This window comes from Paractinoplanes lichenicola (genome assembly GCF_016785085.1).
Taxonomy (GTDB): domain Bacteria; phylum Actinomycetota; class Actinomycetes; order Mycobacteriales; family Micromonosporaceae; genus Actinoplanes; species Actinoplanes lichenicola.
The window spans coordinates 145,945-172,012 of the sequence record NZ_JAENHO010000017.1 but is presented as its reverse complement, the minus strand read 5'-3'; the positions used below and the strand labels follow the sequence as shown (position 1 = coordinate 172,012).

The 26,068-nt window shown below is 71.7% G+C and carries 27 protein-coding genes; 12 read left to right on the top strand and 15 right to left on the bottom strand.

The window, feature by feature from the left end; genetic code table 11:
• Window positions 1-258 carry a VOC family protein gene (locus JKJ07_RS43485; RefSeq protein WP_202997881.1) on the bottom strand — a complete coding sequence of 86 codons (258 nt, stop codon included), beginning with the start codon at window positions 256-258 and terminating at the stop codon, window positions 1-3.
• Between JKJ07_RS43485 and JKJ07_RS43480 the strand changes: the two genes are divergently transcribed.
• The 3 genes from JKJ07_RS43480 to JKJ07_RS43470 all read left to right on the top strand — a co-directional run bounded on the left by JKJ07_RS43480 (window position 212) and on the right by JKJ07_RS43470 (window position 1,704).
• A complete protein-coding gene (locus tag JKJ07_RS43480; RefSeq protein ID WP_202997880.1) occupies window positions 212-994 on the top strand; it encodes a sulfite exporter TauE/SafE family protein in 783 nt (260 codons plus the stop codon). The two genes, JKJ07_RS43485 and JKJ07_RS43480, sit on opposite strands and share 47 nt — an antisense overlap.
• A 124-nt stretch (window positions 995-1,118) precedes the next feature.
• On the top strand, window positions 1,119-1,451 hold the full coding sequence (locus JKJ07_RS43475; RefSeq protein ID WP_202997879.1) for a DUF4142 domain-containing protein: 333 nt from the start codon (window positions 1,119-1,121) through the stop codon (window positions 1,449-1,451).
• A 7-nt stretch (window positions 1,452-1,458) separates the two neighbouring features.
• Window positions 1,459-1,704, top strand: a complete 246-nt coding sequence (locus JKJ07_RS43470; protein ID WP_202997878.1) for a barstar family protein — start codon at window positions 1,459-1,461, stop codon at window positions 1,702-1,704.
• Here the strand turns inward: JKJ07_RS43470 and JKJ07_RS43465 are convergent.
• The 3 genes from JKJ07_RS43465 to JKJ07_RS43455 form a co-directional block, all read right to left on the bottom strand.
• Window positions 1,689-2,048 carry an immunity protein TriTu family protein gene (locus tag JKJ07_RS43465; RefSeq protein WP_202997877.1) on the bottom strand — a complete coding sequence of 120 codons (360 nt, stop codon included), beginning with the start codon at window positions 2,046-2,048 and terminating at the stop codon, window positions 1,689-1,691. The genes JKJ07_RS43470 and JKJ07_RS43465 overlap by 16 nt on opposite strands.
• 72 nt (window positions 2,049-2,120) lie before the next feature.
• Window positions 2,121-3,410, bottom strand: coding sequence for an MFS transporter (locus JKJ07_RS43460; RefSeq protein WP_202997876.1), 1,290 nt, complete (start codon window positions 3,408-3,410; stop codon window positions 2,121-2,123).
• Window positions 3,411-3,478: 68 nt separating this feature from the next.
• Window positions 3,479-4,408: a MerR family transcriptional regulator gene (locus JKJ07_RS43455; protein WP_202997875.1), complete on the bottom strand. Its 930-nt coding sequence runs from the start codon at window positions 4,406-4,408 to the stop codon at window positions 3,479-3,481.
• Window positions 4,409-4,455: 47 nt separating this feature from the next.
• Between JKJ07_RS43455 and JKJ07_RS43450 the strand changes: the two genes are divergently transcribed.
• Complete coding sequence (locus JKJ07_RS43450) at window positions 4,456-4,860, top strand: DUF2255 family protein (RefSeq protein WP_202997874.1); 405 nt, start codon at window positions 4,456-4,458, stop codon at window positions 4,858-4,860.
• On the opposite strand, the gene JKJ07_RS43445 is transcribed toward JKJ07_RS43450, so the two are convergent.
• From JKJ07_RS43445 to JKJ07_RS43425, 5 genes are all read right to left on the bottom strand, one after another.
• Window positions 4,808-6,937 carry a glycoside hydrolase family 9 protein gene (locus JKJ07_RS43445; protein WP_202997873.1) on the bottom strand — a complete coding sequence of 710 codons (2,130 nt, stop codon included), beginning with the start codon at window positions 6,935-6,937 and terminating at the stop codon, window positions 4,808-4,810. The genes JKJ07_RS43450 and JKJ07_RS43445 overlap by 53 nt on opposite strands.
• Before the next feature lie 75 nt (window positions 6,938-7,012).
• Window positions 7,013-8,071 (bottom strand): substrate-binding domain-containing protein, encoded by a 1,059-nt coding sequence (locus tag JKJ07_RS43440; RefSeq protein ID WP_202997872.1) that lies wholly within the window; start codon window positions 8,069-8,071, stop codon window positions 7,013-7,015.
• A gap of 27 nt (window positions 8,072-8,098) precedes the next feature.
• The gene (locus JKJ07_RS43435; RefSeq protein WP_202997871.1) at window positions 8,099-8,665 is read right to left on the bottom strand and encodes a M73 family metallopeptidase; all 567 of its coding nucleotides are present in this window, start codon (window positions 8,663-8,665) and stop codon (window positions 8,099-8,101) included.
• Window positions 8,662-10,233 (bottom strand): GGDEF domain-containing protein, encoded by a 1,572-nt coding sequence (locus tag JKJ07_RS52095; protein WP_202997870.1) that lies wholly within the window; start codon window positions 10,231-10,233, stop codon window positions 8,662-8,664. Before JKJ07_RS52095 ends, JKJ07_RS43435 begins: the two co-directional genes overlap by 4 nt.
• Window positions 10,214-11,221: a hypothetical protein gene (locus tag JKJ07_RS43425; RefSeq protein ID WP_202997869.1), complete on the bottom strand. Its 1,008-nt coding sequence runs from the start codon at window positions 11,219-11,221 to the stop codon at window positions 10,214-10,216. Before JKJ07_RS43425 ends, JKJ07_RS52095 begins: the two co-directional genes overlap by 20 nt.
• A 91-nt stretch (window positions 11,222-11,312) precedes the next feature.
• Here JKJ07_RS43425 and JKJ07_RS43420 point away from each other — a divergent pair, with 91 nt between their 5' ends.
• A complete protein-coding gene (locus JKJ07_RS43420; RefSeq protein WP_202997868.1) occupies window positions 11,313-11,927 on the top strand; it encodes a signal peptidase I in 615 nt (204 codons plus the stop codon).
• Window positions 11,928-12,029: 102 nt separating this feature from the next.
• Window positions 12,030-12,710 (top strand): hypothetical protein, encoded by a 681-nt coding sequence (locus tag JKJ07_RS43415; RefSeq protein ID WP_202997867.1) that lies wholly within the window; start codon window positions 12,030-12,032, stop codon window positions 12,708-12,710.
• 63 nt (window positions 12,711-12,773) lie between these two features.
• Here the strand turns inward: JKJ07_RS43415 and JKJ07_RS43410 are convergent, their stop codons facing one another.
• A complete protein-coding gene (locus JKJ07_RS43410) occupies window positions 12,774-13,736 on the bottom strand; it encodes a glycoside hydrolase family 6 protein (protein WP_202997866.1) in 963 nt (320 codons plus the stop codon).
• Between the two features lie 65 nt (window positions 13,737-13,801).
• Window positions 13,802-14,761, bottom strand: coding sequence for a helix-turn-helix transcriptional regulator (locus JKJ07_RS43405; RefSeq protein ID WP_202997865.1), 960 nt, complete (start codon window positions 14,759-14,761; stop codon window positions 13,802-13,804).
• A 93-nt stretch (window positions 14,762-14,854) separates the two neighbouring features.
• Between JKJ07_RS43405 and JKJ07_RS43400 the strand changes: the two genes are divergently transcribed.
• The gene (locus tag JKJ07_RS43400) at window positions 14,855-15,250 is read left to right on the top strand and encodes a RidA family protein (RefSeq protein ID WP_202997930.1); all 396 of its coding nucleotides are present in this window, start codon (window positions 14,855-14,857) and stop codon (window positions 15,248-15,250) included.
• Here the strand turns inward: JKJ07_RS43400 and JKJ07_RS43395 are convergent.
• The 4 genes from JKJ07_RS43395 to JKJ07_RS43380 all read right to left on the bottom strand — a co-directional run bounded on the left by JKJ07_RS43395 (window position 15,214) and on the right by JKJ07_RS43380 (window position 19,289).
• On the bottom strand, window positions 15,214-15,645 hold the full coding sequence (locus tag JKJ07_RS43395) for an SRPBCC family protein (RefSeq protein ID WP_202997864.1): 432 nt from the start codon (window positions 15,643-15,645) through the stop codon (window positions 15,214-15,216). The genes JKJ07_RS43400 and JKJ07_RS43395 overlap by 37 nt on opposite strands.
• Window positions 15,646-15,739: 94 nt before the next feature.
• Window positions 15,740-17,230, bottom strand: coding sequence for a dihydrolipoamide acetyltransferase family protein (locus JKJ07_RS43390; protein WP_202997863.1), 1,491 nt, complete (start codon window positions 17,228-17,230; stop codon window positions 15,740-15,742).
• On the bottom strand, window positions 17,227-18,189 hold the full coding sequence (locus JKJ07_RS43385) for an alpha-ketoacid dehydrogenase subunit beta (RefSeq protein ID WP_202997929.1): 963 nt from the start codon (window positions 18,187-18,189) through the stop codon (window positions 17,227-17,229). The genes JKJ07_RS43390 and JKJ07_RS43385 overlap by 4 nt, the downstream gene beginning before the upstream one ends.
• Before the next feature lie 17 nt (window positions 18,190-18,206).
• On the bottom strand, window positions 18,207-19,289 hold the full coding sequence (locus JKJ07_RS43380; RefSeq protein ID WP_202997862.1) for a thiamine pyrophosphate-dependent dehydrogenase E1 component subunit alpha: 1,083 nt from the start codon (window positions 19,287-19,289) through the stop codon (window positions 18,207-18,209).
• Window positions 19,290-19,420: 131 nt separating this feature from the next.
• Between JKJ07_RS43380 and JKJ07_RS43375 the strand changes: the two genes are divergently transcribed.
• The 5 genes from JKJ07_RS43375 to JKJ07_RS43355 all read left to right on the top strand — a co-directional run bounded on the left by JKJ07_RS43375 (window position 19,421) and on the right by JKJ07_RS43355 (window position 26,059).
• The gene (locus JKJ07_RS43375) at window positions 19,421-19,861 is read left to right on the top strand and encodes an Lrp/AsnC family transcriptional regulator (RefSeq protein WP_202997861.1); all 441 of its coding nucleotides are present in this window, start codon (window positions 19,421-19,423) and stop codon (window positions 19,859-19,861) included.
• 9 nt (window positions 19,862-19,870) lie between these two features.
• Window positions 19,871-21,133, top strand: coding sequence for a PQQ-dependent sugar dehydrogenase (locus JKJ07_RS43370; RefSeq protein WP_202997860.1), 1,263 nt, complete (start codon window positions 19,871-19,873; stop codon window positions 21,131-21,133).
• A 266-nt stretch (window positions 21,134-21,399) separates the two neighbouring features.
• Window positions 21,400-23,103 carry a glycosyltransferase family 2 protein gene (locus tag JKJ07_RS43365; protein WP_307834738.1) on the top strand — a complete coding sequence of 568 codons (1,704 nt, stop codon included), beginning with the start codon at window positions 21,400-21,402 and terminating at the stop codon, window positions 23,101-23,103.
• Entirely contained in the window at window positions 23,100-25,046 is a 1,947-nt protein-coding gene (gene glxA, locus JKJ07_RS43360; RefSeq protein ID WP_202997859.1) for a radical copper oxidase GlxA, read from the top strand. The genes JKJ07_RS43365 and glxA overlap by 4 nt, the downstream gene beginning before the upstream one ends.
• Complete coding sequence (locus JKJ07_RS43355) at window positions 25,046-26,059, top strand: glycoside hydrolase family 6 protein (protein WP_307834736.1); 1,014 nt, start codon at window positions 25,046-25,048, stop codon at window positions 26,057-26,059. The genes glxA and JKJ07_RS43355 overlap by 1 nt, the downstream gene beginning before the upstream one ends.
• The last annotated feature ends 9 nt before the right edge of the window (window positions 26,060-26,068 follow it).

Genomic DNA, 26,068 nt, shown 5'->3' with positions numbered 1-26,068 from the left:
TCAGTAGGCGACGGCCAGGTCGAGCACCCAGGTCACGCCGAAGCGGTCCTTGAGCATCCCGTAGAGCGGCGACCAGGCCGAGGTCGCGAGCTCCTCGATGACGGTCGCCCCCTCGGACAGCGCCTTCCAGTAGCCGGTCAGCTCCTCGGCGTCGGTGCCAACGGTAGATGCCAGATTGTGTCCTCTTCTTCGGACGCAATAAAGTCGCGCGGTGACCAGCGCCCTGCTCGCCTTCGCCGCCGGTCTGCTGATCGCCACCGTCACCACCCCGGTCGGCGTCTCCGGCGCGGTCTTCCTGCTTCCGGTGCAGTTGAGCGTCCTGCACGTCCCCAGCCCCGCCGTCACCCCGACCAACCTGCTCTTCAACGTCGTCGCCGGCCCCGGCGCGCTGTTGCGCTATCTGTCCACCGGAGACCTGGCCGGATCCCTGACCCGGCTGCTGCTGATCGGCACCCTGCCCGGCGTCGTTCTCGGCGCGGTCATCCGCGTGTTCGCCGTGCCCGGGCCCCGGGTGTTCCGGCTCATCGTCGCGGCCGTCCTGCTGCCGCTGGGTGTCTGGCTCTGCGTGCGCGCCGCCCGCCCTGCTGCCGGCTCGAAACCGGTAAAACCCTTGCCCGACCGGCTCCTCGTCATTCTCGGAGTCGGGGCGGGCACGATCGGCGGCATCTACGGCATCGGCGGCGGTTCCCTGCTCGGGCCGATCCTGGCCGGTCGCGGCCTCCCGATCGCCCAGGTCGCCCCGGCCGTCCTGACCTCCACCTTCCTGACCTCGATCGTCGGCGCGGCCGGCTACGGCGTCCTGGCCCTGGTGACGACCGGGGACATCGCACCCGACTGGTTCCTCGGCCTGCTCTGCGGCGCGGGCGGGCTCGTCGGTGGCTACCTCGGCGCCCATCTGCAGCCCCGCCTGCCCGAGCGGGCCCTGCGATTCCTGCTCGGCGGGCTGGCCGCCGCGCTCGCTGCGCTCTACGCGGTTCAGGCGACCACCGGTTGAGTTGCGTCGATATATTTTTTCCCTGCTCAGGAAAAACATCCTTGGATCTTTGAGTTGCGTCGATTTGGCGCGCATGGGCCTTTCGTCGCCGGGTACCCGCCGCATCCGACGAAGGGATACAAAAATGTTGTTGCGACGTATGGCGGTCCTGATCGCCGCCACCGGGCTTCTCGCGCTGCCCGGAACGACCGCTCTCGCGGCACCCTCCGACCAGGACGCCAGCTATTTGAAGGCCGCGCACCAGTCCAATCTGGCCGAGATCGCGGGCGGCAAGATCGCCCAGCAGAAGGGCACGTCCGAGCAGGTCAAGAACCTCGGTGCGCGGTTCATTGCCGACCACACGAAGCTCGACACGGCTCTGCGTCAGACCGCCGAGGGGCTCGGGGTCGAGCTGCCGTCGGCGCCCAACTCCGAGCAGCAGGCGCTGGCCCAGCGGCGGCGACCGGATTTCCAGTGAGGCCGACGTGCACCGGCAGTTGGCCACGCTCTTGGATTTCGGCCCCTACTACGGCAAGAACCTGGACGCGCTGTGGGACCGGCTGACCACCGACGTGCCGAGACCGGTGCACCTGGTCTGGACGGCGGCCGCGGCCAGCCGGGCGGCCATGGGGGCGTTCGCCTTCGACCGGGTCGACCGCGTGCTGCGCCGGGTGGCCGACCGGGACGCGGACCGTGAGCCGGCCAAACGCTTCACCTACGAGTTGGGCTGACCCTGCGGGACCCAGTCGGCCTCGATCGCGCCGGGCGGGATGTGGTTGTCGGCGATGAGCGTGGCGATCTCGGTCATCATGCGGTCGAGGTCTTCGGGGCCGCACAGGTCGTAGTGCTTGTTGATGATGCGGTCGTCGGCCAGGCGGATGCTCTGGAACTCGGTCTCCCCGGTGGCCCAGATGATGACGGTGCCCATCCACGCCTCGGACTCGAAGTCGCTGATGATGGTGGCGGTGCCGTGGTTCGGGCTGACGGGACGGGTCTGCCAGACCAGCGCGGCCCGGGTCCAGGTGTCGGCCCGGGCCGCGATGGCGTCCGGCAGCTTCTCGAGCGGAAAGTCCACGGCGCGACTATCGCACCTGGGCGCGCCCGGCCCAACCGAGTTCCGGACGCGGCGTTCCGGATCCCGACGCGGCTACGGTCCTGAGGGTGTCGCCGTCCCTGTTCTTGACGCGGCCATGATCTCGGGGGCACTCCTGCTCGAGGAACGTGCGGGCACGATCAGGATTACCGATGTCACCGCCAGGAGGAGGCCGGCGGTCACGAAACCGGCGGCCGGGCCCTGCGACTGGGCGACGAACCCGGCCAGGGCCGCCCCCGCGGCGCTGCCCGCATTGGTGGCCACGTTGACCCATGTGCCCGCCTCGGTGGCGGAGTCCGAGCCGGCGTAGGAGTCGGCGGCCAGATAGGCGACGACGTAGATCGGGGCCAGCGCCGTGCCGGTCAGACACAGCACCAATCCCAGCCAGAGCAGGCCGGGTGCGGCGGCGGCGATGGTGAGGCCGGCGGCCAGGGTGGCTACGAGCAGGGCGAGCTGGCGGTTGTGGTGCGGGCCGTGGTCGCGGCGGGCCCACAGCAGGCCGCCGGCCACGCTACCCACGGCCAGGGCGGCTTCCAGGAGGCCGGCGGCTCCGGGCTTGCCGTGGTTCTGGGCGGTGACGGCCAGACAGGTGTAGGCGGCGCTCGTTCCGGCACCTACGGCCAACACGGCTGTAAGCAGGCCCCGCAGGCTGGGAGAGCGCAGCGGGCCGAGCGAGAACAGCCCGCGCAGACCTGAAGGGCGTGCCGGGGTGGCGGAGGGTGGCTGGTCTGCGGCGGCCGAAGGGCTGGGCTCGGCGTGGCGGGCCGGTGGGGTGGCGACCATGCCGAGTGTGCCGGTGAGCAGCAGGACCGCGGTCAGCACGAGTGCCCAGCGGGCCGGCCCGGCCGCGACGAGCAGCCCCGCGATCAGCGGCCCGATCAGATACAGCGACTCTTCGACGACCGAATCCAGCCCGTACGCCCGGGGCTTGAGCGGTGTCCCGTCGGTCAGGCGCCGCCACGTGGCTCGCATGGCCGGGCCCAGCGGCGGGGCGGCCAGCCCGGCCAACGTGATCAGGGCGATCAGTGCCAATGGGTGGCGGAGGAAGGCGGCCGCGGTCAGGGCGGCGGCGCAGACCAGAGCGAGTGGGGGCAGGACGGTCCGCTGGCTGTGCCGGTCGGCCAGGCGGGCCTTGACGGGCAGGGTGACGGCGGTGATGCCGAACCCGGCCGCGGCCAGGCCGGCCGTCGCGTACGAACCGGTGGCCTGCTGGACGGTGAACAGACTGGCGAGCGGGAAGACACCGTAGGCCAGGCGGCCGCCGATCGCGGGCACGAAAGTGCGCAGCGCGAACGGCAACCCCAGCACGGCACGGTAACTCCCCACGCCGAGGGCGCGGGACATGAGAGAGACTCCTGGGACGAAGCGACTAGGGACCGGTGAAGGGCCGGCTGCCTAGTGCGGCGTCGAAGTCATGGCGACACTGTAACCCGGCACCGCACGGCGGGGATGAACCAGTCGAAGACGGCGGCGAGCGACGGCGGCGCGGGCCAGCCGTTGATGGTGGCGACCAGACCCCAGTAGCGCTCGACCCGAAAATCGTTGGCGACCTCCAGGCGGGTCACGAGCCGGGCCCGGAAGTCGCTGGTGTCGGCGGCCGAGAACGTGTCGGCGTAGCAGGCGATTAGGTCCGCCACGACGGGCGCGGCCTCGGGCGACTCCGGCCGGATGCCCGCGGCGATGGCGGCGGTGACCCGGTCGCGGACGGTGGTGGTCAGGTCGTGGTGCAGGCCGGTGCGGTCGCCCTCGGCGCGCTCCGCGGCCTGGTGCGCGGCCATCCGGCGTACGGAGGAGAGGAAACCGGGGTCCTGCACGAGCTCGGCCAGCTCGATCCAGGAATCGAGCTGCTCGGCGGCCGGCTCGTCGGGGAGCTCGGGCAGGCTCTGCCGCAGCAGCTCGACGAGCTCGGGGTTGGCGTCGACCGCGCCGAAGGTGCTGTCGAGGAAGCCGTCGACGAGGCGGCGGCGTTCGGTGGCGGTCAGCCGGGCGTGGTGATCCATGATGGCCATCTCCGATGCGGTCGTAGGAGTGGTGGCGGCCCGGCGCAGGACGGCCCGGCGCAGCCGCAGCAGCCGGATCTGGGCGTCGAGGGCGTCGGCCTGCACCGCGGCGGCCTGGGCCACGGTCAGCTCGTCGGCCAGCACGCGCTGGATCGTTGCCAGGTCGAAGCCGATCTGGCGCAGGGTGCAGAGCAGGTCGAGGCGGGACGCCGCGGTGTCGTCGTAGCGGCGATGACCGGCGCCGGTGCGGGCGGTGGGTGGCAGGACGCCGGCGTCGGAGTAGAAGCGGATGGTGCGTACGGGCAGGCCGCTGCGCCGGGACAGGTCGCCGATGGTGTACACGCCGACCATCGTGCGGTCTCCAGTGGGTGGAGAGGCAAGCTGTTGGCATGAGCGAGCAGTGGGACGCGGACGACCTGACGACGATCGGGGGCAGTCAGGAGCTCGAGATCGCCGTACGGCGGGCGGCTGGCGGGCTGGGCCGGTGGACGCCGATCTGGGTCGTCGTCGCGGGTGGGGAGGTGTTCGTGCGCACGTGGCATCGGCGGGAGACCGGGTGGTACGGGGGTGTGCTCAGGACCGGCCGGGCCCGGATCCGGGCCGGCGGGCTGGAGGCCGACGTGCTGGTCGAGGACGTGGGGGAGACGGCCCGTACGGACGTCGACGCGGCCTATCACGGCAAGTATCGGGGCGGCGTCGCCGACATGGTGAGCGACGCCGCCGCGGTCTCGACGCTGCGGCTCAGGCCCGGGCCAGATACGACGACACCCACGACAGGGCCGAGTTCCAGTTGATGGCCAGCTCGTTGGTGGCGTACGAGTTGATGTCGTCGAGGTAGCAGAACTGGGGCAGGCAGCCGGCGAGGCGTTTGGCCGACAGCGGGTCCTGCAGGCCCGAGTTGGGGCCGCCCGCGATCGTGCCGACCGGCGGGTGGGGCAGCGCGGGATCGAGCTGGTGGGCGTACATGCGGCTCTGCTGGTTCCGGGCGTAGACGGTGCCGTAGCCGGTGACGTACGAGATGTTCAGCGCGTTGCGGCCGAAGATGAAGTCGGCGCCGGTGAGGGCGGCGTCGCGGTAGCGGTCCAGGCCGGTCAGCCGGGCCGCGGTGGCCAGCACGACGATGTTGTTTCCGATGTTGCCGTTGGAGCCCCACGCCCACTGGCCGCCGGCCGGGGCGTACGGCTGGCCGTAGGGCTGTCGGCGTTGCAGCGCGATGAGTCTCTCGGCGGCGGCCACGACCGACAGCTTGGCGACCGGATCCCCGTGCAGCGCCAGGTCCATGCGGCCCAGGGCGGCGACGGAACCCCAGTAGAAGCCGTCCGGGTCGAACACCACCGGCGGCGCGACCGGGCGGTAGGCCGCCTTGCGGGTCGTGAGGAACAGCTCGGCCGCGGCCCAGTAGAACTCGTCGCGCACATCGGAGTCGGCGTAGGCGCCGCCGCCCGCGGTGTCGGTCGCGGGCGCGTACAGGGCCGGGTTCGCGCGCGCCGCTGAGTAGGCCACTTCGGACACGGCGAGCAGCTTGCGGGCGTACGGGGAATCGGTTGTTCGGAAGACCCGGGCACCCTGGGCCGTGACCGCTGCGAGGTTGAGGGTCGCCGCCGTCGAGGGGCGGTGCAGGGCGCGTGGCTTGGCGTCGGCCGCGGGGGCCAGCGGCAGGCCGGTCCAGCTCGTGTCGGTGATCTTGTGGTAGGCCATGCCGGCGAGGGGCTGACCGGGTGGCACCTGCATCTTGAGCAGGAAGTCGAGCTCCCAGCGGATCTCGCCGAGCAGCCGCGGGTCCCGGTCGCCCTGGTCGTATTCGGACAGCAGCTGGGCCACCGCGATGCCGCCGTTGACGACGTACTTGCCGTGGTCGGCCGCGTCGTACCAGCCGCCGGTCACGTCGCGGGTGTAGCCGGCCGGGCAGGACCAGTCGGCGGTGGCCAGGCACGGCACGGCGGTGTCGCCCTGGTTGGGCGCGACCCCGACATGCCCGGCGGCCCGGCCGTAACCCGGCGCGACCGAGTCGAGGATCGGAGTGCCGCTGCGCTGCGTGTAGAACAGGGTCTTGCTGTCGCGAGGCAGAGCCGCGTAGATGTCCGGCCGGATCGCGAACGGGTGGCTGGTGGCGCCGTCCGCGGTCAGCCGGAAGCCGTCCCCCGACACGAGCCGGCCGGAGAAGTCGATCGAGTGTACGTTTTGCCCGGAAGTCGGATCGATGCCGCGCGGCTGGGATGAGCCCGACCGCACGCTCCGGCCCGCCGCATCGAGGAGCTGCCACCGGACGGGCCGCAGCACGGGAGTCAGCAAAGTGCCGAAGAACGGGCCGTCGGGGAGGTAGCCGACCTGGTTCACCCGCACGCGCGGCCCGGTGTCAGGAACGTACGGGGGAAAGGGCTCGCCGCCGACCAGGCCCACGTCGTCGAGGCAGAAGGTGGTGCGAGCCTGCCCGCCGAACTGGAATCCGAGCTGCCCGTCGGCGAAGTCGCCCTTGCCGAGGCCGGTCAGCGTGTACGTCGTCAGCCCGGTCGGGACGGTCGTCGTCGTGGCCAGCACGGTCGAATACGTGGGCGAGTTCTGCTGGAACACCACGGTGACCGGGATCGGCGTCGTCGTGCGGGCCGAGAACGTCAGCGTGTAGCTCACGCCGTTCTGGATCCGCAGGTAGGGCAGCGCCAGCATCGAGTCCCACGGGTTGACCGTCCCCGTGCCCGTGTCCACGCAGGCCTGACCATCGACCGGGCGCAGGCTCCCCGAGCTTCCCCCGTACGCCACCCAGGGCGCGACTCCCGTGTCGAAGGTGCCGTTGGTGACCTGGTCGTACGGCTCGGCCGCGCTCGGCGCCAGGACGAAGGCGCTCAGCAGCAGGGCAGTGGCAGCGAATCCCATGCTCACCGTCTTAGGCCCGCGCGCACCGGCGGCGCCACCAGGCGAACAGGCGTGGTCGGAAGCGATCAGAAACGATCAGTGCCGGGGTCGCAGCGACGACTGCCGGACGACCAGGCTGGGCACGAGCTGCAGCCGGTTGGCCGGGCGGCGGTCGCCCTCGGTCAGCCGCGAGACGAGCATCTCGACCGCCATCCGCCCGATCTGCCCCTTGGCCGGGCGGACGGCGGTCAGCGGCGGCTCGCCCTGCCGCGCGACCTCGTCGTCGTACGAGACCAGGGCCAGGTCACCGGGGACGCGCAGGCCGGTCTCGGTGGCCCGGCGGGCCAGGGCGATCGCGTCCGGGTCGCTGTGCACGAGCAGGGCCGTCGTGCCGGTCGCGGCGCAGGCCCGCAGCACCTCGTCGACCCGATCGCCGCCGGTGCGCAGGGTGTCGCGCACCAGCAGGGCGTCGCCGTCGAGCCCGGCCGCCGCGCGGCCCCGGGTGAAGCCCTGCTCGATGAGCGCGGCGTTGGGGCTGATCGGCGTGACGACCAGGCCGACCCGGCGGTGTCCCTGCCCGGCCAGATGTCGCAGCGCGGCCTCGACCCCGGCGTCGTGGTCGTTGCGCACCGACTCCAGCGGCCGCGCGCTCGGGCCCAGCGCCGGCGCGGCCCGCTCGACCAGCACGCACGGCACCGGCAGGGCGCCGATCCCGCTCAGGTCGTCGTGCACGTCCGGCGCGAGCAGCAGCCCGTCGAGCCGGCCGGTCTCGAGCAGCCGGGCGATCTGCCGCCGGTCCTCCTCGGGGTCGTAGCCGGAGCCGCGCAGCCGCAGGCCCGCCCCGAGCACGGCCGCGGCCGTCCGCGCGCCCGTGATCACCTGAGGCCAGAAGAAGTCCAGGTCGGGCACGATCATGCCGAGCGTGAGCCGGTCGGCCGGGGCGGGGCTGCGGGCCGGATCCGGGGGCAGCAGCGCGCCGCCGTGCACCCGCACGAGCCGGTGCTCGCGGGCCAGGGCGGCGATGTCGCGGCGCACCGTGACCGGGCTGACCTGGAAGAGCGCGGCCAGCTCGGCAACCCGGACGGCACCGTGCCGGCGCAGCTCGGCCAGCAGGCGCTCGCGCCGCTGGGCGTTGAGGATGTGGTCGTCGGGCAAGGGGCCATCGTAGGACCGCGGCCGCCGTCAGAGGCTGCGCGCTTCCCAGACGAACCCGAAGTCGGCCCGATTGCCCTGGGCCTTGTCGTCGTCGGCCAGCACCGGCGTGAACCGGTAGGGACGGGTCACGGCGCCCTGACCGGCCGGCTGCCACAGGCCCGGTTTCAGCCCATTGACCCAGCCCGAGGCCCCGGCCATCGTCCGCAGGGTCGCGTCGCCGAGCGTCGTCCACGTGCCGGGGGCGGCGCACGACGACCCCGAGCCGAGGTCGATCCGCATGCTCAGCAGCGCGCCCAAGTCTTGGCCGTGCTCGTCGAGCCCGGTCAGATAGAGCCGCACCTCGGCCGTCGCGTCCCCGCTGTAGGTGACCTCGATGCACCGCGTCGCGCCGGGGCCGGGGGCCAGGTCGGTCGCGTCGAACAGGGCCCGCCCGCTGTCGTTGTCGGTCAGCGTCACACCCGCGCTCGTGAAGGTGTTGCCCGAGATCACGACGTCGTTGTTGAGGGCCGCGTACGTGGCCTGCCAGATCACGGCGGACGTGGCGATCGCGCCGATGACCGCCGCGCCCAGCCGTCGCCGCCGCCTGACGGTCACCGCAGCACCCCGGTCGGCTGGGCGTCGGCGAACGTCACCTTGTTGCGGCCGTTGTGCTTGGAGTCGTAGAGCGCGGCGTCGGCCGACGCGATCAGGGCCTCCGCGTCCGAGCCGTGCGCCGGGCTCGTCGCGACGCCGAGGCTGGCCGTCACCCCGGTCACCGTCTCGAGCGCGGCGATGCTCAGCCGGATCCGCTCGGCCGTCGCCAGCGCCGAGGCGGCGTCGCGGCCCGGCATGACGACCGCGAACTCCTCGCCACCGTACCGGGCGACCAGGTCGGACTCGCCGATCGCGGCCCGGATCGCCGCGGCCACCAGCTTGAGCACCTCGTCGCCGGTCAGATGCCCGTACGTGTCGTTGAGCCGCTTGAAGTGGTCGATGTCGACCAGGGCCAGCGCCAGGTCGGCGCCGCTCGTGCCGGCGTGCCGCAGCGCCGCCGCGAACGCCTCGTCGAACCGCTTGCGGTTGGCCACCCGGGTCAGCCCGTCGGTCTCGGCCGTGGCCCGGATGTGCTCGGTCAGCACGATGCGGTCCAGCGCCACCGACGCGTGCAGGGTGGCCTGCATCGCCGTCTCCAGCAACCGGCGCTCGAGGCGGTCCCGGCGCACCTCGACGACCAGCGCCCCGGTCACCTTGTCGATGGTGAACGGCAGCACCACGACGTTGTGCGCGTCCGGCAGCATCGCGGCCAGCCACGGGTCGGCGTCCGGGTCGAGCCGGCGCAGCAGCTGCGGCCCGGCGGCCATGGCGTGCCGGATCACCGAGCGCGGCCCGGGCTCGCTGTCGGGGCCGAGCGCGCCGAGCCGGGTGGTGCCGGCCAGTTCCACGTACGCGCCGAGGGTGTGCCCGCCCTCCCCGGCGACCGGCGGCTGCACGTGGGCCAGCACGACGGCCTTGCGCGCGGGCAGCTCCTCGAACGCGAACTCGGCCAGGGCGGCCGCGACCGTGACGGCGTCGGGCGCGGTGGTCGTGCGCAGGCCGAACTGCCGCAGCTGCTCGCTGTCGTGGCGCCGCCGCCGCAGCTCGCGCTCGTTCATGGCGGCGAACCCGGCCGTGCTGGCCACGGCGGCCCAGAGCACGCCGAAGAAGACCCACGGGGTGGACGTGGGGGTGCCGGGCAGCAGCTCGAGCATGACGGCGTCGATGACCAGCACCGCGACGAAGCAGTGCCAGACCGCCAGCCGTACGCCGGTGCGGAACGACGCCAGCAGGGTGACGGCCACGGCGTGCAGCACGATCAGGAACTCGAGAACGTGGTGCTGGTCGCCCAGCGCCCACTTGGCCAGGGCCAGCAGCACGCCGTCGCCCAGCAGCGAGACGGTCAGCGCCGCGCGGGCGACCCGGCGGCCCGCCCGCGGCGCGAGCATCGACAGCGCCGTCCCGGCCGGCCAGGCCAGCGCCAGCCCGATCCAGGTGCCCGCGCCGCCCGCGGCCGGGGTGTCGCTGAGCCACCAGGTGGCCAGCACGGCGACGCTCAGGATGGCCCGCCAGCCGAGCATCCACTGGATCCGGTCGGCCACCGGCACCAGCTCGCCCGGCTTGACCGGCCTAGTCTTTCGGTTCGCCACGGTCGACCTCGTTGTTGTCGGTGAATTCCAGATACGGCTCGCGCAGCACGGGGGCCAGGGCCAGCTTGGGGTCGCGCCGGTCCGACCGGTCGACGGCGAACAGCAGCAGCCACATCGCGGCCAGCGAGAACAGCAGGTGCCAGGGGTGGCGCGCGGTGGCGTCGAGCAGCTGCCAGGCGCCGCGCACGACCGCGCCCAGCGACTCGCTCCACCGGCTGCGACCGGTCTCGGCCGGCTGCGGCTCGAGCTCCGGCACGGGGTCCGCGGACCGGGCCGGGTCGACCGGGACCACGGCCGGGGCGGCGGTGGAGGGCGTCGCGGCGGGCTGCCCGGCCACCGGCGCGCCGCGGGTCGGGACGGCGCTGGACGGGACGGCGCTGGACGGCGCGCTTGTCGTCGGCGTTGGACTCGACGCCGCGGGGCTCGACGGCGCGGGACTCGACGGTGCGGGGCTGGTCGGCGTGGGCGTCGTCGGGGTGGCGGCCGGGCCCGGGTCCAGGAGCCAGCGGAACGTCGCAGTCCCGGCGGCGCGCTGGAACTGGTCGTCGTCGGCCACCTCGACGGTCAGCCGATAGGTGCGTGTCTCGGTGGTGGCCGGCGTCCACCCGGTCGCCACGCCACCGGTGACCGCCAGCCCGGTCAGCGGGCCCTCGAAGACGGTCCGGCCGCTGAAGCCCGAGCAGTCGCCCAGCGTCCCACCGGTGCCCAGCTCGACCCGCAGCCGCAGGCCCGCGACCAGCGGCCCGGACAGGTCGGCGGCCTGCAGGCTGACCTCGCGGCCGGCGTGGGTGATCCGCACGCAGTTGCTGACCTCGCGCCCCGGCACCAGCTGCCGGGCCGAGAAGAGCGCGCCGGAGCCGTCGCCCGCGGCCAGCGAGATCTGGGCGAGCTCGGTCGCACCGCTGTCCCGCCCGCCCAGCGACCCGAGCACGAGAACCCCGGCCGCGGCGGCGGTGACGAGCGCGGCGGAGGAGAAACGCGCTGGCACGACCACGGAATGGGGTATCGGTCGGCCATTCCCGCGCTTGAGGAGTCGTACGGGCTCAGCAAGTCACACCGGTGGCCGATCGGAGGAGGTGATGATCGGCAGGAAGGGCAGCCGTCAGCGCGCGCTCTGGCTGTTGCTCGACGTGCGTGACGCGGTCGTCGCCTGCCTGATCGGCATGCTGCTGGTCGCCGCGGCGCCGGTGGTGATCGGCTGGCGCAGCACCGTGGTCGTCTCCGGCTCGATGCAACCGAGCATCAAGGCCGGGGATGTGGTCGCCGCCCGGCCCGTGCCCAGGGCCGACCGTACGGGTGTCAAGCCGGGCACCGTGGTGCTGGTCGAGGACCCGGCCGCGCCCGGCCGCCTGCTGCTGCACCGCCTCGTCCGCTACGACGAGCAGGGCCGCCTCATCCTCAAGGGCGACGCCAACCGGTCCGCCGACAGCACTCCCGTGCCGCCCGAGCAGCTCCGCGGCGTGGCCCGGCTGAAGGTCCCGTTCATCGGGCTGCCCTACCTGTGGGTGCAGGAGGGCCAATACCTGCCCGTGGTGGCGTTCGCCGTGCTGCTGATCGCGTTGATCGCCTGGCAGCCCCGCGACTCCGACGACGAGGACCCCGCCCCCTCTTCGGAATGGCCCCTGCGCAAGAGCCCGCAACCGCAGCGTTCCTGGCGGCCTTTGGACAAGGCGGTTTACAGAGCAACCGTTTAGCAACCGGCCCATTACTGGTGTTCTCCCGTTCTGCGACCGAAAGAGACCCTCGGCGGCAGCAGGACGCAGCCGTTCTTGACAGGACGTCGCAGAGGAGCACTCGTGGGCTGGATCGGACGCAAGTCGTCGTCGGAAGCTAAGCAGAACCGTCGCCGGCGGGGGCGGGTGGCCGTCTTCGTCGGTCTCATCGCCGCCTCGGCCGTGGTGTTTCAGGCCTCGCACGCGGCCTTCACCGGCACCACGGACAACCGCACCAACAGCCTCAGCGCCGGTACGGTGACGATCACCGACAACCGTGCGGGCGTGGCGATGTTCACCGCGTCGAGCCTCGCTCCCGGCGCCACGGGCCAGTACTGCATCGGCGTGTCGTACACCGGCTCCATCACCCCGTCGGCGATCAAGATGTACTTCGCCAACCCGATGGAGTCCAACGCCGGCGCGGCCTACACGACCTGGGCCAACAACACGACGTCGGCCATGGACAACAACACCACGATGCGCGTCGAGGTCAACGACACCGACCTGGCGTCCGACCCGGGCGTCAACAACTGCACCCCGACCGGCTACGGCGCCTACGTCTCGGGCAACGTCACGCCGGCGACCGCCATGAACACTCTCATCGACACCAACAAGACCTTCGCCACGGGCCTGCCGACCTGGAACACTGTCACGCGCAACACGTGGCGCGTTTTCCGGTTCACCTACACGCTGGACGCCAACGCGCCCGACGCGGCCCAGGGTGACGGCGTGCAGTTCGACGTCGTCTGGGAGGCCCACAGCTGATCGGCTGATCCAGAACCCGGCTCCGGCGGTGTCCCCCCACCGCCGGAGCCGGTTTTTTTTTGGTCAGGTGCCGTTGATCAGGCGCATCGCCAGGCCGGGGTCGAACGTGCCGGCCGGTGTCGCCGGGGCCGTCCCGCAGAGACCGTCCGACGTGCCCACTGTCTTGACCCAGAGCAGCATCTCGGCACCCCCGCCGACCTGCGGCCGCGACCCCAGCTTGCGACCGGCCGGGTTGCACCACTGCCCGTTGCTGCCGTTGCCGTTGCGGCTCGTGTCGACCACGTACGGCTTGGCGCCGCCCAGGGCCGCGTTCACCTTGTTCGCGTACGAGATGGACGCGGCGGTCGTGTAGTAGTTCGCCACGTTGACGGCGAACCCGCGTACGGCGGAAACCCCGGCCTCGCGCAGATAGCCCGCCATCGTCGCGGGGGCGACCCAGCCCGCGTTGCCCGCGTCCAGATAGGCCCACGTGTTCGTGGCCCGGGAGGCGAACTGGCTCACCGCGAAGTTGAGCAACGTGTTGCGGGCCGCGATCTGCGCCGGCGTCATGCACGAGTAGTCGCCGAACGCGTCCGGCTCGAGGATGACGACCGCCGGCCGCGACCCGATCGAGTCGGCGAACGCGGCGATCCACGACCGGTAGGCCGCGTCCGAGGCGGCCCCGCCCGACGAATGCCCGCCGCAGGCGTCACGCCCCGGCAGGTTGTAGGCGACCAGCACCGGCAGTTTCCTCGCGTTCGCGCCGCGCCCGACGTAGGCGCCGACGGCCTGCCCGATGGTCGGCCCGGACGACCCGGTGAACCATTTGGCGATCGGGTAGTCGCCGATCTCGGCCTTGATGGTGGCGGCCCGCGCATCGGTGGGATGCTGAGCCACCCAGGTGTTGGGGACGGAGTCGGGATCGACCAGAAACCCGGTGGTCGACCCGATCGGATTCGCGGCGGCCGAGGCCGCCGTGAGGGGGATGACGGCGGCCGCGGCGGCGAGGACCACCGCGGCGACGGCCAGTTCGGGGGAGCGGTTCATAGGCCCCATCCCCACCCATCCACTCAGATCAATGCCAGCAACCGGTCGGGTTCGGTCGGAAACGGTCACGAACGTTCAGCGTAGAGCCCGGCCACCTGGCGGGCCCGATCGCGCAGGGCGGTGCGCAGCCACGCCGGCTCGAGCACCTCGGCCCCGGTGGAGAGCTGCCACAAGGCCCACTCGGCGTGCCGGCCGTCCTGGAACGTGACCTCCAAGGTCGACTCCTGCTCGCTGAGGACGGCCAGCGCGGTCCGGAGCAGCTCCTCGCGACGGGCCGGGTCGAGCCGCACCCGTACGGTGATCTGGTTGTCGCCCGCCCGGAACCGGGAGCCGCGGTCCTGCCAGGCCCGGCCGAGGTCGACCCGCTCGGGCCGGTCGGCCGGCTCGTCGAGCGCCTCGGCCGCCAGCACCCGCGAGAGGCGGTAGGTGCGATCCTGCCCCGACCGGGTGGCCAGCAGATAGCCCTGGTCGCGCACGGTGACCAGGCCGATCGGGTCGACCGTGCGCCAGGCCGGGGCCTGCCCGTCGGGCGCGTAGCGGATGCGCAGCTTGCGGCCGGCGAAGACCGCCTCGCGGATGGCGGCCACGATCGCGTCGGGCACCTCCTCGCCGGCCGACGGGCGTGACAACAGGTCGGCGGGCGGATCGATGAGCAGCCGCTGGGCCGCGCCGGCGGCGGTGACCCGATAGCTCTCGGGCAGCGCGTCGACCACCTTGAGCATGGCCGAGGCGAGCGCCGAGCCGAGCCCGAACGTCTGCGCCCCGCGCCGCGACCCGGCGATCAGCAGCGCCAGGGCCTCGTCGTGGCTGAGCCCGGTGAGCTCGGTGCGAAAACCCGGCAGCAGCGCGAACCCGCCGTTGCGGCCGCGCTCGGCGTAGACCGGGACGCCCGCCGCCGATAGCGCCTCGATGTCCCGCAGCACCGTGCGGGTGGAGACCTCGAGCTCGCGGGCCAGGGCGGCCGCCGACAACCGGCCCTGCTGACGGAGCAGCAGCACCAGCGAGACCAGCCGGTCGGCACGCACCCCGGAAAGTTAACAGGAATACATGACACAGGTTGTCGTGTATCGCTTGCGAGGCTCGCCCTGTCGGTTATTGAAGAAGGAGCGAATGTGGCGATGCAACGTACGGCGGTCAACCCGGTGCCGTGGTCGGTGGCGATGGGCTTCAACCAGGGCGAGCTGGTCTCCGGTCAGACCCGCACCCTGTATCTGTCGGGGCAGACCGCGATGAGCAAGGAGGGCCGCCCCGAACACGACGGCGACCTGGCGGCCCAGCTCGCGTTGAGCCTCGACAACGTGGAGGCCGTGCTGGCCGAGGCGGGCATGACCCTGACCGACCTGGTGCGGCTCACCGTCTACACCACCGACGTCGACCTGCTCTTCCAGCACTACGGGATCCTGGCCGGTCGGCTCGGTGCGGCCGGTGCTGCCCCGGCCACCACGATGCTGGGCGTGACCCGCCTGGCCGTTCCCGGTCAGCTGGTCGAGCTGGAGGGCACCGCCGTGGCCTGACCTTCGAGGGCGGCCCTGATCTCGACGATGCCGCGTTCGGTGCGGGCCCGGACGGCGGGGGCCATCGCGTGCGGCAGCACGTCGGTCAGCCAGACCAGCCGGGCCCGCTCGCCGTCGGGCAGGACCTGGAAGCTGGCGTGGTGGTAGGTCAGCGGCATCTTCTGCCCCTCGACCACCGCGTACGCGAGGCGGCGGTCGTCGTGGTCGAGGGCGACGATCAGTTCGCGGATCTCGGAGCCGTCGGGCATCGTCAGGATGCGGGCGTCGCCGTCGAGGCGGGCGTCGGCCACCCGGCCGGGCAGCAGGCGCCGGTGCACCGAACCGACGTCGGCCACCGCCTCCCACACCTGCGCCGCGGGCACGTCGATGACGGTTTCGACCCGGACTGTAGCCACTACGCGAACCTCCCGAGAGCGGTGAAACGTGCGCCCAGATCGTCCACCCACGACGCCGGGGTGCCGTCACCGGCCTCGGTGGCGGCACGGATCGTCACAGGCGGGCGATGGCCGAGGCCGGGTCCTCAATGGCGTCGGCGACGCTGCGCATGAAGCCGGCCGCGGTGCCGCCGTCGCAGACGCGGTGGTCGAAGACGAAGCTCATCTGCGTGATTTTGCGGACGCGGATCTCTCCGTCGACGACCCAGGGGCGGTCGAGGATGCGGCCGAAGCCGAGGATCGCCACCTGCGGGTGGTTGATGATGGCGGCGCTGCCGTCGACCCGGAAACCGCCGTAGTTGTTGAGCGTGAACGTGCCGCTGCCGATGATCGTGCCCTGCCGCGCGCTCTCGGTCACGCGGCGGATCTCCGCGTCGAGGCCCGCCGTGGTCAGGGCGCCGGCGTCGGTGACCGCGGGCACGACCAAACCCCGGTTCCCCTGTACGGCGAGGCCGAGATCGATGCGATCGAGCTCGACGATCTCCTGGCGTTCGGTGTCGACGCGCGAGTTGAGGACGGGGTATTCGCGCAGGGCGGCCACCGTGAAGCGGGCCAGGTAGGCCAGGATGCCCGGCCCGGGGCGGGTGGCCTCGCGCAGCTCCCAGAGCCGGGTGGCGTCGACGTCGACCCAGACCGTGGCCTCGGGGATCTCGGCCCGGCTGCGGGTGAGCGCCGTCGACACCGCCTTCCGGAACCCGGTGAACGGGATCCGCCGCTCGCCCGGCGTGGCCGTGACACCGGTGTCAGCGGGCTCGCTACCGAGATCATTGGGCGTGACGCCGGTGTCACGAGTTCGCGCCCGCTGCACGTCGGCCCGCACGATCAGGCCGTCCGAGCCGCTTCCGACGAGCGATCCGAGGTCGACACCGGTGTCACGGGCGAGCCGGCGAACCAGCGGCGACACCACGCGAATCGGCGACGACGGCGGGGGCGGGGACGGGAGCGGGGACGGTGGTGGGGGCGGGGTGACTTTGGATCGGGGGCGGCGACGACGGGTGGGGGCCGCGGAAGCACTGGTCGTGCCGTAGCCGATCAGCACGTTGCCCGACCCGGCCCGCTCCTCCTCGCGATACGTCTCAGCGGGGGAGGCGGGGGAGGTAGTGGGGGTGGGGGAGGCCGCGGGGGTGGGGGAGGCCGCGGGGGTGGGGGAGGCCGCGGGGGTGGGGGAGGCCGCGGGGGTGGGGGAGGTAGTGGAGGCGGAGGAGGTAGTGGAGGCGAAGGAGGCAGCGGAGGTGGGGGAGGCAGTGGGGGCGGGGGAGGTAGTGGGGGCGGGGGAGGCAGTGGGGGCGGCGGGGGCGGCCGACTCGATGCGGGCCACGGTCAGCAGCGGCTTGCCGACCTCGAGCACGGACCCCTCGGGCGCGTGGCGGGTGGCCACCTGTCCCGCGTACGGGGAAGGCACTTCGACCAGGGATTTGGCCGTCTCGACCTCGACGACTGGCTGGTCGATCGTTACGGTCTCGCCCTCGGTCACGAGCCAGCGCACGACTTCGGCCTCGGTCAGGCCCTCGCCGAGGTCGGGCAGCAGGAACACCTGGTCGCTCACGAGTCCTCCCACTGCAGGTCGTCGACGGCGTCCAGCACCCGGTCGACGCCGGGCAGGTGCAGGTGCTCGTATTTCGGCGGCGGGTAGGGGATGTCGAACCCGGTCACCCGCCGGATCGGGGCGGCCAGGGAGTGGAAGCACCGCTCGGTGACCCGCGCGACGATCTCGGAGGACACGCTGGCGAACCCGGCCGCCTCGGCCACCACGACGGCCCGCCCGGTCGAGCGCACCGCCGCGCACACCGTCTCGTCGTCGAACGGCACGATCGAGCGCAGGTCGACCACCTGCAGGCTGCGGCCCTCGCGGTCGGCCACCTCGGCCGCCGCCAGGGCCACGGGCACGCTCGGCCCGTACGCGATCAGGGTCGCGTCCGTGCCCTCCCGCCGGACGACCGCGCGTCCCACCAGCGAGGCAGTGGTCAGCGAGACCTCTTCCTTGGTCCAGTACAGCTTCTTGGGCTCGAGGAACACGACCGGGTCGGGCGAGGCGATCGACTCCCGCAGCAGCCCGTACGCGTCCCCGGGCGTCGCGGGCGTGACCACGTGCAGGCCGGGTGTGTGGGCGTAGTAGGCCTCGGACGAGTCGCAGTGATGCTCGACGCCGCCGATCCCACCCGCGTACGGGATCCGGATGACCATGGGCAGGGTGACCCGCCCGAGGGTGCGGTTGCGCATCTTGGCGACGTGGCTGACGATCTGCTCGAACGCGGGGTAGGCGAACGCGTCGAACTGCATCTCGACGACCGGGCGCATCCCGTTCATGGCCATGCCGACCGCCACGCCGACGATGCCCGCCTCGGCCAGCGGCGTGTCGAAGCAGCGATTCTCGCCGAACTCGGCGGTCAGCCCGTCGGTGACCCGGAAGACGCCGCCGAGCGGGCCGACGTCCTCGCCGAACACCACCACCGAGCTGTCCTCGGTCATGGCGTCGCGCAGGGCCCGGTTGAGCGCCTGCGCCATGGTCAGCTTCTCGTGGGTCACCCCGCCGCTCCTTCCCGGGCGTGTTCGTCGGCCAGCTGGGCCTGCTGCTCCCGCAGTTGCGACGTCGGTGTCGCGTAGACGTACTCGAAAAGCTGCGCGGGGGTGGGGGAGATGTCCCGGTTGAGGCCATCCCGCAGATGGGCTGCCACCCGGTCGGCCGCCTCGCGCATTTCCGACACGTCTGACGCGGGCAGGTTGAGGTGCCGCTCCAACCGCGTGATCGGGTCCCGCTCGAGCCAGGCGTCGACCTCCGCTGAAGTGCGATATCGCGTGGCATCGTCGGCGTTGGTGTGCGCCTGCATCCGATAGGTGTGCGCCTCGACCAGCTGCGGCCCCTCGCCGGCACGGGCCCGCGCGACGGCCTCGCCCAGCACGGTCAGCAGCGCGGCCACGTCGTTGCCGTCCACCCGTTCCCCGGGGATGCCGTAACCGATTCCCTTGTACGCCAATGACGGCGCCGCGGTCTGCCGGGCCAGCGGCACGCTGATCGCGTACTCGTTGTTCTGGATCAGGAACACGACCGGGGCCCGCAGCACCGCGGCGAAGTTGAGCGCCTCGTGGAAGTCGCCCTCGCTGGTGCCGCCGTCGCCGCACAGGGCCATCGCCACGGTCGGCTCGCCGCGCAGCCGGGCCGCGTGGGCGACCCCGACGGCGTGCGGCAGCTGGGTGGCCAGGGGCGTGGCGTGCGGGGCGACCCGGTGCTCGTACGGGTCCCAGCCGCAGTGCCAGTCGCCCTTGAGCAGGGTCAGCGCCTCGACCGGGTCGACTCCCCGGCCGACGGCGGCCACCGTGTCGCGGTAGGTCGGGAAGAGCCAGTCGCCGTCGTCGAGCACCTGGGCCGCGGCGACCTGGCAGGCCTCCTGCCCGTGCGAGGACGGGTAGACCGCCAGCCGGCCCTGCCGGACCAGGGCGTGGGCCTGGTCGTTGAGCCGCCGGGCGGTGATCAGCGCGGCCAGGGCCTGGCGCAGCTCGGCGTCGGAGGGGAAGACGCGACCCGAGCCGGCGACGGGGTGGCCGTCGATGCCGATCAGGGTCACGGGGGTGCCCGAGGGCAGAAGGTGGTGGGCGTCACCTGTCATGGGGCCATGCTTGTAGAGTTGCCAATTGAACGCCAGATCTGCGCGAAAACCGAGAAAATGTATTCGCGAAGGCCGCCGTCCGGGGCCAAAGGTCCAGCGACCTCGGGGCTGAGGGCGGGGAGGGAAGACAAGTGGCCGACGCCCTCGACGACATCGATCGGCTGATCCTGGCCGAGCTCACCCGGGACGGGCGCCTGTCGATGCGTACCCTGGCCGAGCGGCTGCACATCTCGCGCGCCAATGCCTATGCCCGGGTCGAGCGACTTCGTACGGCAAAAGTGATCCGTGGCTTCCGCGCGGACGTAGACCCTGTTGCGGCGGGTCTCGGCACGACCGCGTACGTGACCGTGAATTTGAACCAGGCCGAGTGGCGCGACGTGGCCGACCGGCTGCGCTCGCTGCCCGGCGTCGTGCACATCGCGCTGGTCGGCGGCGAGTTCGACGTGATCATGCTGGTCCGCGCCGAGGACAACGCGGCGCTGGGCCGGCTGGTGCTCGACGCGATCCAGGGCATGCCCGGGGTCGTCAACACGCGGACGCTGCTGGTCTTTGAAGAGGCGGAACCGGGGTAGGGAGCGTTCATGAGATCGGTACGGGTCGCCTTGGCGGCAGGTCTGCTGGTGGGAGTGGCCGCGTGCGGCGACGGCGACGCGTCGAGCGCGGAACCCCGGCGAACGGCCTCGGCCTCGGCCGCGGTGGAGGTGCCGGCCCTGGTCGAGACGCGGGTGCAGGGCGGCGGCGACGATCCGATCAAGGCGCCGCCGGGCTGGACGGTCAGCGTGTGGGCGAAGGTGCCGGGCGCGCGGCTGCTGGCCTGGACGCCCGACAAGCGCCTGCTCGTGTCGCGGCCCGAGTCGGGCGACGTGCTCGTGCTCGATGAGCAGGGGCAGTCGCAACCCCTGGTCGAGGGGCTGAACCAGCCGCACGGGCTGGCCTTCGACGGCGACACGCTCTATGTGGCCGAGAGCGATCAGGTCGATTCCTTCTCGTACGCGGGCGGCAAGGTGAGCGGCAAGCAGGTCGTGATCGACGATCTGCCCGACGAGAAGAGCGTGGAGCTGGGCGGCAAGTACGCGCACGCGCTCAAGAGCGTGGCCGTGGGCCAGGACGGCTCGATCTACGTCTCGATCGGCTCCACCGGCAACATCTCCGAGGAGGACCGGGAGACCAAGCCGGAGCGGGCCGCGATCCTGCGCGCGAAGCCGGGCCGGCCGGCCGAGACGTTCGCGCGGGGCGTGCGCAACGGCACCGGGCTGGCGATCGACCCCGACGGCGGCGTGTGGACGGCCGTCAACAACCGGGACAACATCGCCAACCCGAAGAACAACGACGTCGAGGAGTCGTACGTCAACGACCACCCCCTCGAGCCGCTGGCCAAGCTGACCGAGGGCCGCGACCTGGGGTGGCCGTACTGCAACCCCGACCCCGACCTGGGCGACGGCGAGATCAGCTACACCGACCGGCCGTTCGTGCGCGACGTGCAGACCAACCCGGACGGCGACAAGCTCGACTGTGCCAAGCTCAAGCCATCCGAGCAGGGCATGGGCGCACACTCGGCCCCGCTCGGGATGGCCTTCGTGAGCGATGTCGCGGGCGGCTACGGCGACGGCGCGCTGGTCGGCATCCACGGCTCGTGGAACCGGCAGCCGCCCCGCCCGCCCGAGGTCTCGTTCTTCGCCTGGCGCGACGGCACGCTCGGCCCGCAGCAGACCCTGCTCACCGGGTTCCAGCGCGAGGACGGCTCACGCTGGGGCCGGCCGGTGATGGCGGTGCAGGGTCCCGACGGCCGGATTTACGTCAGTGACGACCAGGCTGGGGTCATTTACCGCGTCGCCTCGTCCTGAACTGCGAAGGGCCGGGCAATTGCCCGGCCCTTTCCCTTAAGTCCAGCCATTACTCTTTGTGATCGTGAAGTTGATCACAACGCTTCACCGGCTCCTCTACGCACCGTTACTGTGCCACGTCTAGTTACCTTTGCGTTCGCTGTTAACGCTGGTTAGACGCCAGTAGCACGTTGCGGCGATGACACACGGTGATTTCGGTCGGGTTGCCAAACGGCGACGGCCGACATCACTGAGAGTCATCGTTGTTGAGAGGACGAGGAAGCTCCGTGATCCCCGCGCCCCGGTACGACTACGACGCCTACAGCGGCCTCGCCGGCCCCGCCGTGCCTCCGCCGGACGAGCCGGGGCCGATCGCGATGCGCCGGCTGACCGGCCGCCGCCCGCTCGGCAACATCGCGATCACCCTGTTCGCGTTCGCGTTCGAGGCCACGTTCGTGACCTGGCTGCTCAGCTCGGTGACGGTGCCCGACCGCGCGCTGCACCCGACCCTGCACGCCGCGACCTGGTTCATGATCGTCGCGACCCTGCTCATCGAGGTGTTCCGTCTCGTCAACGTGGTCACGCTGTGCCTGGCCACGATCTGGGCCCGCGACCCCGAGCCGCTCGCGCCCGACCCCGGCCTGCGGGTCGCCTTCCTGACCACGATCGTGCCCGGCAAGGAGCCGGTCGAGATGGTCGAGCGCACGCTGGCCGCGGCCATGAAGGTGCGGCACGAGGGCAAGTACGACGTCTGGCTGCTCGACGAGGGCGACGACGACGAGGTCAAGGCGATGTGCGAGCGCCTCGGCGTGCAGCACTTCACGCGCAAGGGCAACCCGCTCGACAACACCCCGGCCGGCGCCTTCAAGGAGAAGACCAAGCACGGCAACTACAACTCGTGGATCCGCAAGCACGGCAGCGCGTACGACGTGTTCGTCTCGGTCGACCCCGACCACGTGCCGCTGCCGAACTTCTGCGAGCGGCTGCTGGGCTACTTCCACGACCCCGAGGTCGCTTTCGTGGTCGGGCCGCAGATCTACGGCAACTACGACAACGTCGTGACCCGCTGGGCGGAGTCGCAGCAGTATCTGTTCCACTCGCTGCTGCAGCGGGCCGGCAACCGGTTCGGCGCGGCCATGCTCGTGGGCACCAACAACGCCGTACGGATCGAGGCTCTTCGCCGGATCGGCGGCCTGCAGGACTCGATCACCGAGGACATGGCGACCAGCCTGGCCCTGCACGCCGCCGGGTGGCGCTCGGTCTACACCCCCGACGTGCTGGCCGTGGGCGAGGGCCCGTCCTCCTGGACCGACTACTTCAGCCAGCAATACCGCTGGTCGCGCGGCACCGACGAGGTGGCCGTGGCCAAGTTCGGGCGGATGATCCCGAAGCTGGGCGCGCGCCGCACCCTGTTCTACGGCCTGCTCATGTCGTACTACCCGCTGACCGCGCTGGCCTGGGTGCTGGGCGCGATCAACGCCACCTGCTATCTGGTGCTCGGGGCCAAGGGTGTGCAGGTGCCGCAGCAGGTCTGGCTGATGCTGTACGTCGACGCCGCGCTCTTCCAGTTCCTGCTCTATCTGTGGAACCGGCGGCACAACGTGAGCCCGCACGAGGAGGCCGGCTCGTCGGGGCTGGCCGGCATGCTCGTCTCGACGCTGTCGACCCCGGTCTACGTGTCCGCCTTCCTCTCGGCCCTGCTGCGCCGGCCCGCCCGCTTCGTGGTCACGCCCAAGGGCGAGTCGGCCAGCCCCGACGGCGTCCGCACGTTCAAGCACGCGCTGCGCTGGGCCGCCTTCTACGCCGCGCTGCTGGTGGCCGCGCCGTTCGCCGGGCACGTGGACGGCTTCATGTGGCTGTGGCCGGCCCTCAACGTCGTCATCTGCCTGACCCCGCTGACCGTCTGGCTCTTTCACCGCCGGCGCGCGGCCGCCCCCGTTGCTCAGCTCGAAGAAGTCAAGATCGAAGAACCCGTGGAGACGTACGCATGACACCCCGCCCCCGCCCGACGCTCGCTCGCCGCCTGGGCACCGGTCTGGTCGCGCTCGCCGTCCTGTCGGTGGTCGCCGTGGTGAACCGGCCCATGGTCGCGTTCGGCGCCGACGCCCTGCATACGTACTCGATCAATCGCCAGTCCTACAAGGAGCAGTACGGCCACTGGTCGCGCCTGCCCGTGCCGGCCGGCTTCCAGGTCAACGCCATCCACGCGGCCCTGCTCAACACGGGCAAGGTGCTGATCATCGCGGGCAGCGGCAACAACCGGGAGAGCTTCGAGGCGGGCACGTTCCGCACGATCCTGTACGACCCCCAGGGCGACAAGTTCACCGAGGTGCCCACGCCGACCGACGTCTTCTGCGCCGGGCACACGTTCCTGCCCAACGGCAACCTGCTGATCGCCGGCGGCACCAAGAGCTACGAGGTGCTCGAGGGCGACATCACCAACGCGGCCGGCGTCATGAAGATCAAGAACGAGTCGGCCACGGCCGGACCCCGTACGTTCGGAAAGGGCACCCGGCTCGAGTCGTCGACCGGCTTCGTCTACGAGACCCGCGAGGACGTCACCGTGCCCGCGGCCCACCAGATGATCCACGACGGCCTGCCGATGCAGCACGCCGGCGAGGCCGAGGTGTGGGTCGACGCGATGCTGCCGGGCAACGCCGCGTTCGTCGACAAGCCCGCGCAGTACAAGATCCAGGGCCTGACCGGCGTGGACCGGAACAACCTGTACGGCGTCTCCGACAAGATCACGCGGGAGAAGCAGGAGTACGGCGGCGACAACACCTCGTACGAGTTCGACCCGGTGGCCGAGAAGTACATCCGCACCGGCGACATGGTCAAGAGCCGCTGGTATCCGACCCTGGCCGAGCTGCCCGACGGCGACGTGCTGGCCGTCTCCGGGCTCGACGAGTTCGGCCGCATCCTGCCCGGCGACAACGAGAAATACCTGCGGGCCGAGCAGAAGTGGGTGGCCGCGCCCGAGCTCAAGCGCTACTTCCCGACCTATCCGGCGCTGCACCTGATGGCGGACGACCGGCTGTTCTTCTCCGGCTCCAACTCGGGCTACGGCAGCGACACCGAGGGGCGTACGCCCGGGCTGTGGAACTTGACTGACAACAGCTTCGAGGTGGTCCCCGGGCTCGCGCAGCCCCGGCTGACCGAGACGAGCTCGTCGGTGCTGCTCGCCCCGGCCCAGGAGCAGAAGGTCATGATCTTCGGCGGCGGCGAGGTGGGGGAGTCGCCGATCTCGACCACCCGCACGGCCATCGCCGACCTCGACACGTCGAACCCGATCTACGAGCCCGGGCCCGACCTGCCCAAGCCGGCGCGCTACCTGAGCACTGTGCTGCTGCCCGACGACACGGTCTTCACCACCGGCGGCTCCTCCGGTTACCGCGGGGGCCCGTACGGGGGTAAGCCGCGCAGCGATCTCTTCAACTCCCAGATCTATCAGCCGTCCTCGAACTCGTTCGCGACCGCGGCCGAGTCGACCGTGGGCCGCAACTACCACTCCGAGGCGATCCTGCTGGCCGACGGCCGGGTCATCACGCTCGGCAGCGACCCGCTCTACGACGAGACCGGCAAGAACCCGGGCAGCTTCGAGAAGCGGATCGAGGTCTACAGCCCGCCGTACCTCTTCCAAGGCAAACGGCCGGTCATCACCGGTGGGCCTACCACGGTCAAGCGCGGCTCGACGGTAACGTTCCCCACCGACAGCACAAATGTGCAGCGTGCGCGGCTTGTGCGGCCCAGCGCCGTGACCCACGTCGTCGACGTCGACCAGCGCTCGGTCGCGGTCGGCCTCGAGCGTACGGAGGACGGATTGGCCATCAGCATCCCGGCGAAGAAGGGCCTCGTGCCGTCCGGCTGGTACATGCTCTTCGTCGTCGACGACAAGGGTGTGCCCTCGGTCGCCCGGTGGGTGCAGGTCGCGTAGTGGCTCGTCGCCTCACCTTCGTCCTGCTCGCTGTCGTGCTGGTCGTGGTGCTTTTCGTCTGGCTGGCACTTCGGTATGTGTCCGATTCGCCTTCATCCACGCCGGTGTCCGCTCCGCCGTCCTCAGCCCCACCTTCCTTGTACGTCGATCCCGCCGGCCCGGCCGTCGAGCAGGTCAAAACGTACGAGGCGCTGGGGCGGACGGCCGACGCCGCGCTGATCCGGGAGATCGCGGACCGGCCGGTGGCGGCCTGGTTCGCCGACGAGGCGACCGACCCGACCGTACGGGCCCGCGCGCTGGTGACGGCGGCGGCCGCCGCGGGCAAGGTGCCGGTGCTGACGCTGTATCGCATCCCGCAACGCGACTGCGGCAGCCACTCCGGCGGCGGCGCCACCACCGCGGCCGAATACACGGCGTGGGTCGCCTCGATCGCCGCCGCCATCACCGGGCAGCGCGCGATCGTCGTCGTCGAACCCGACGCGGTCGCCCAGGCCGTGCAGGGCTGCCTGACCAACGCCGAACGCACCGAACGCTACAAGCTGCTCGGCTCGGCGATCGACACCCTGTCGGCGAACCCGCAGCTCAAGGTCTACCTCGACGGCGGCAACCCGAGCTGGATCACCGACACGGCCACGATGGGCGACGCGCTCAAGAAGGCCGGCGTGGGCCGGGCCGACGGCTTCGCCCTCAACGTGGCCAACTTCGAGACCACGGCGGCCAACGTCACCTACGGCACCAAGCTGTCGAAACACCTGGGCGGCGCCCACTTCGTCATCGACACGAGCCGCAACGGCAACGGCCCGGCCAAGAAAACCAGCGACTACGACGGCCACTGGTGCAACCCACCGGGCCGCGCCCTGGGCAACACCCCCACCCTGCAAACCGGCCACAAACTGGTCGACGCCTACCTATGGATCAAACGCCCCGGCGAATCCGACGGCCCCTGCGGCAACGGCGCCCCAGCCGCCGGCCAGTGGTGGGCCGACTACGCCTTGGGGCTGGCCCGGGGCTGAACCCGAGCG

Excerpts from the sequence above, each read along its gene's own strand:
- JKJ07_RS43475 (WP_202997879.1), top strand. The coding sequence starts at position 1,119 with ATGTTGTTGCGACGTATGGCGGTCCTGATCGCCGCCACCGGGCTTCTC.
- JKJ07_RS43460 (WP_202997876.1), bottom strand. The coding sequence starts at position 3,410 with ATGTCCCGCGCCCTCGGCGTGGGGAGTTACCGTGCCGTGCTGGGGTTG.
- JKJ07_RS43450 (WP_202997874.1), top strand. The coding sequence starts at position 4,456 with ATGAGCGAGCAGTGGGACGCGGACGACCTGACGACGATCGGGGGCAGT.
- JKJ07_RS43445 (WP_202997873.1), bottom strand. The coding sequence starts at position 6,937 with ATGGGATTCGCTGCCACTGCCCTGCTGCTGAGCGCCTTCGTCCTGGCG.
- JKJ07_RS43420 (WP_202997868.1), top strand. The coding sequence starts at position 11,313 with ATGATCGGCAGGAAGGGCAGCCGTCAGCGCGCGCTCTGGCTGTTGCTC.
- JKJ07_RS43410 (WP_202997866.1), bottom strand. The coding sequence starts at position 13,736 with ATGAACCGCTCCCCCGAACTGGCCGTCGCCGCGGTGGTCCTCGCCGCC.
- JKJ07_RS43400 (WP_202997930.1), top strand. The coding sequence starts at position 14,855 with ATGCAACGTACGGCGGTCAACCCGGTGCCGTGGTCGGTGGCGATGGGC.
- JKJ07_RS43385 (WP_202997929.1), bottom strand. The coding sequence starts at position 18,189 with ATGGCGCAGGCGCTCAACCGGGCCCTGCGCGACGCCATGACCGAGGAC.
- JKJ07_RS43380 (WP_202997862.1), bottom strand. The coding sequence starts at position 19,289 with ATGACAGGTGACGCCCACCACCTTCTGCCCTCGGGCACCCCCGTGACC.
- JKJ07_RS43370 (WP_202997860.1), top strand. The coding sequence starts at position 19,871 with ATGAGATCGGTACGGGTCGCCTTGGCGGCAGGTCTGCTGGTGGGAGTG.
- glxA (WP_202997859.1), top strand. The coding sequence starts at position 23,100 with ATGACACCCCGCCCCCGCCCGACGCTCGCTCGCCGCCTGGGCACCGGT.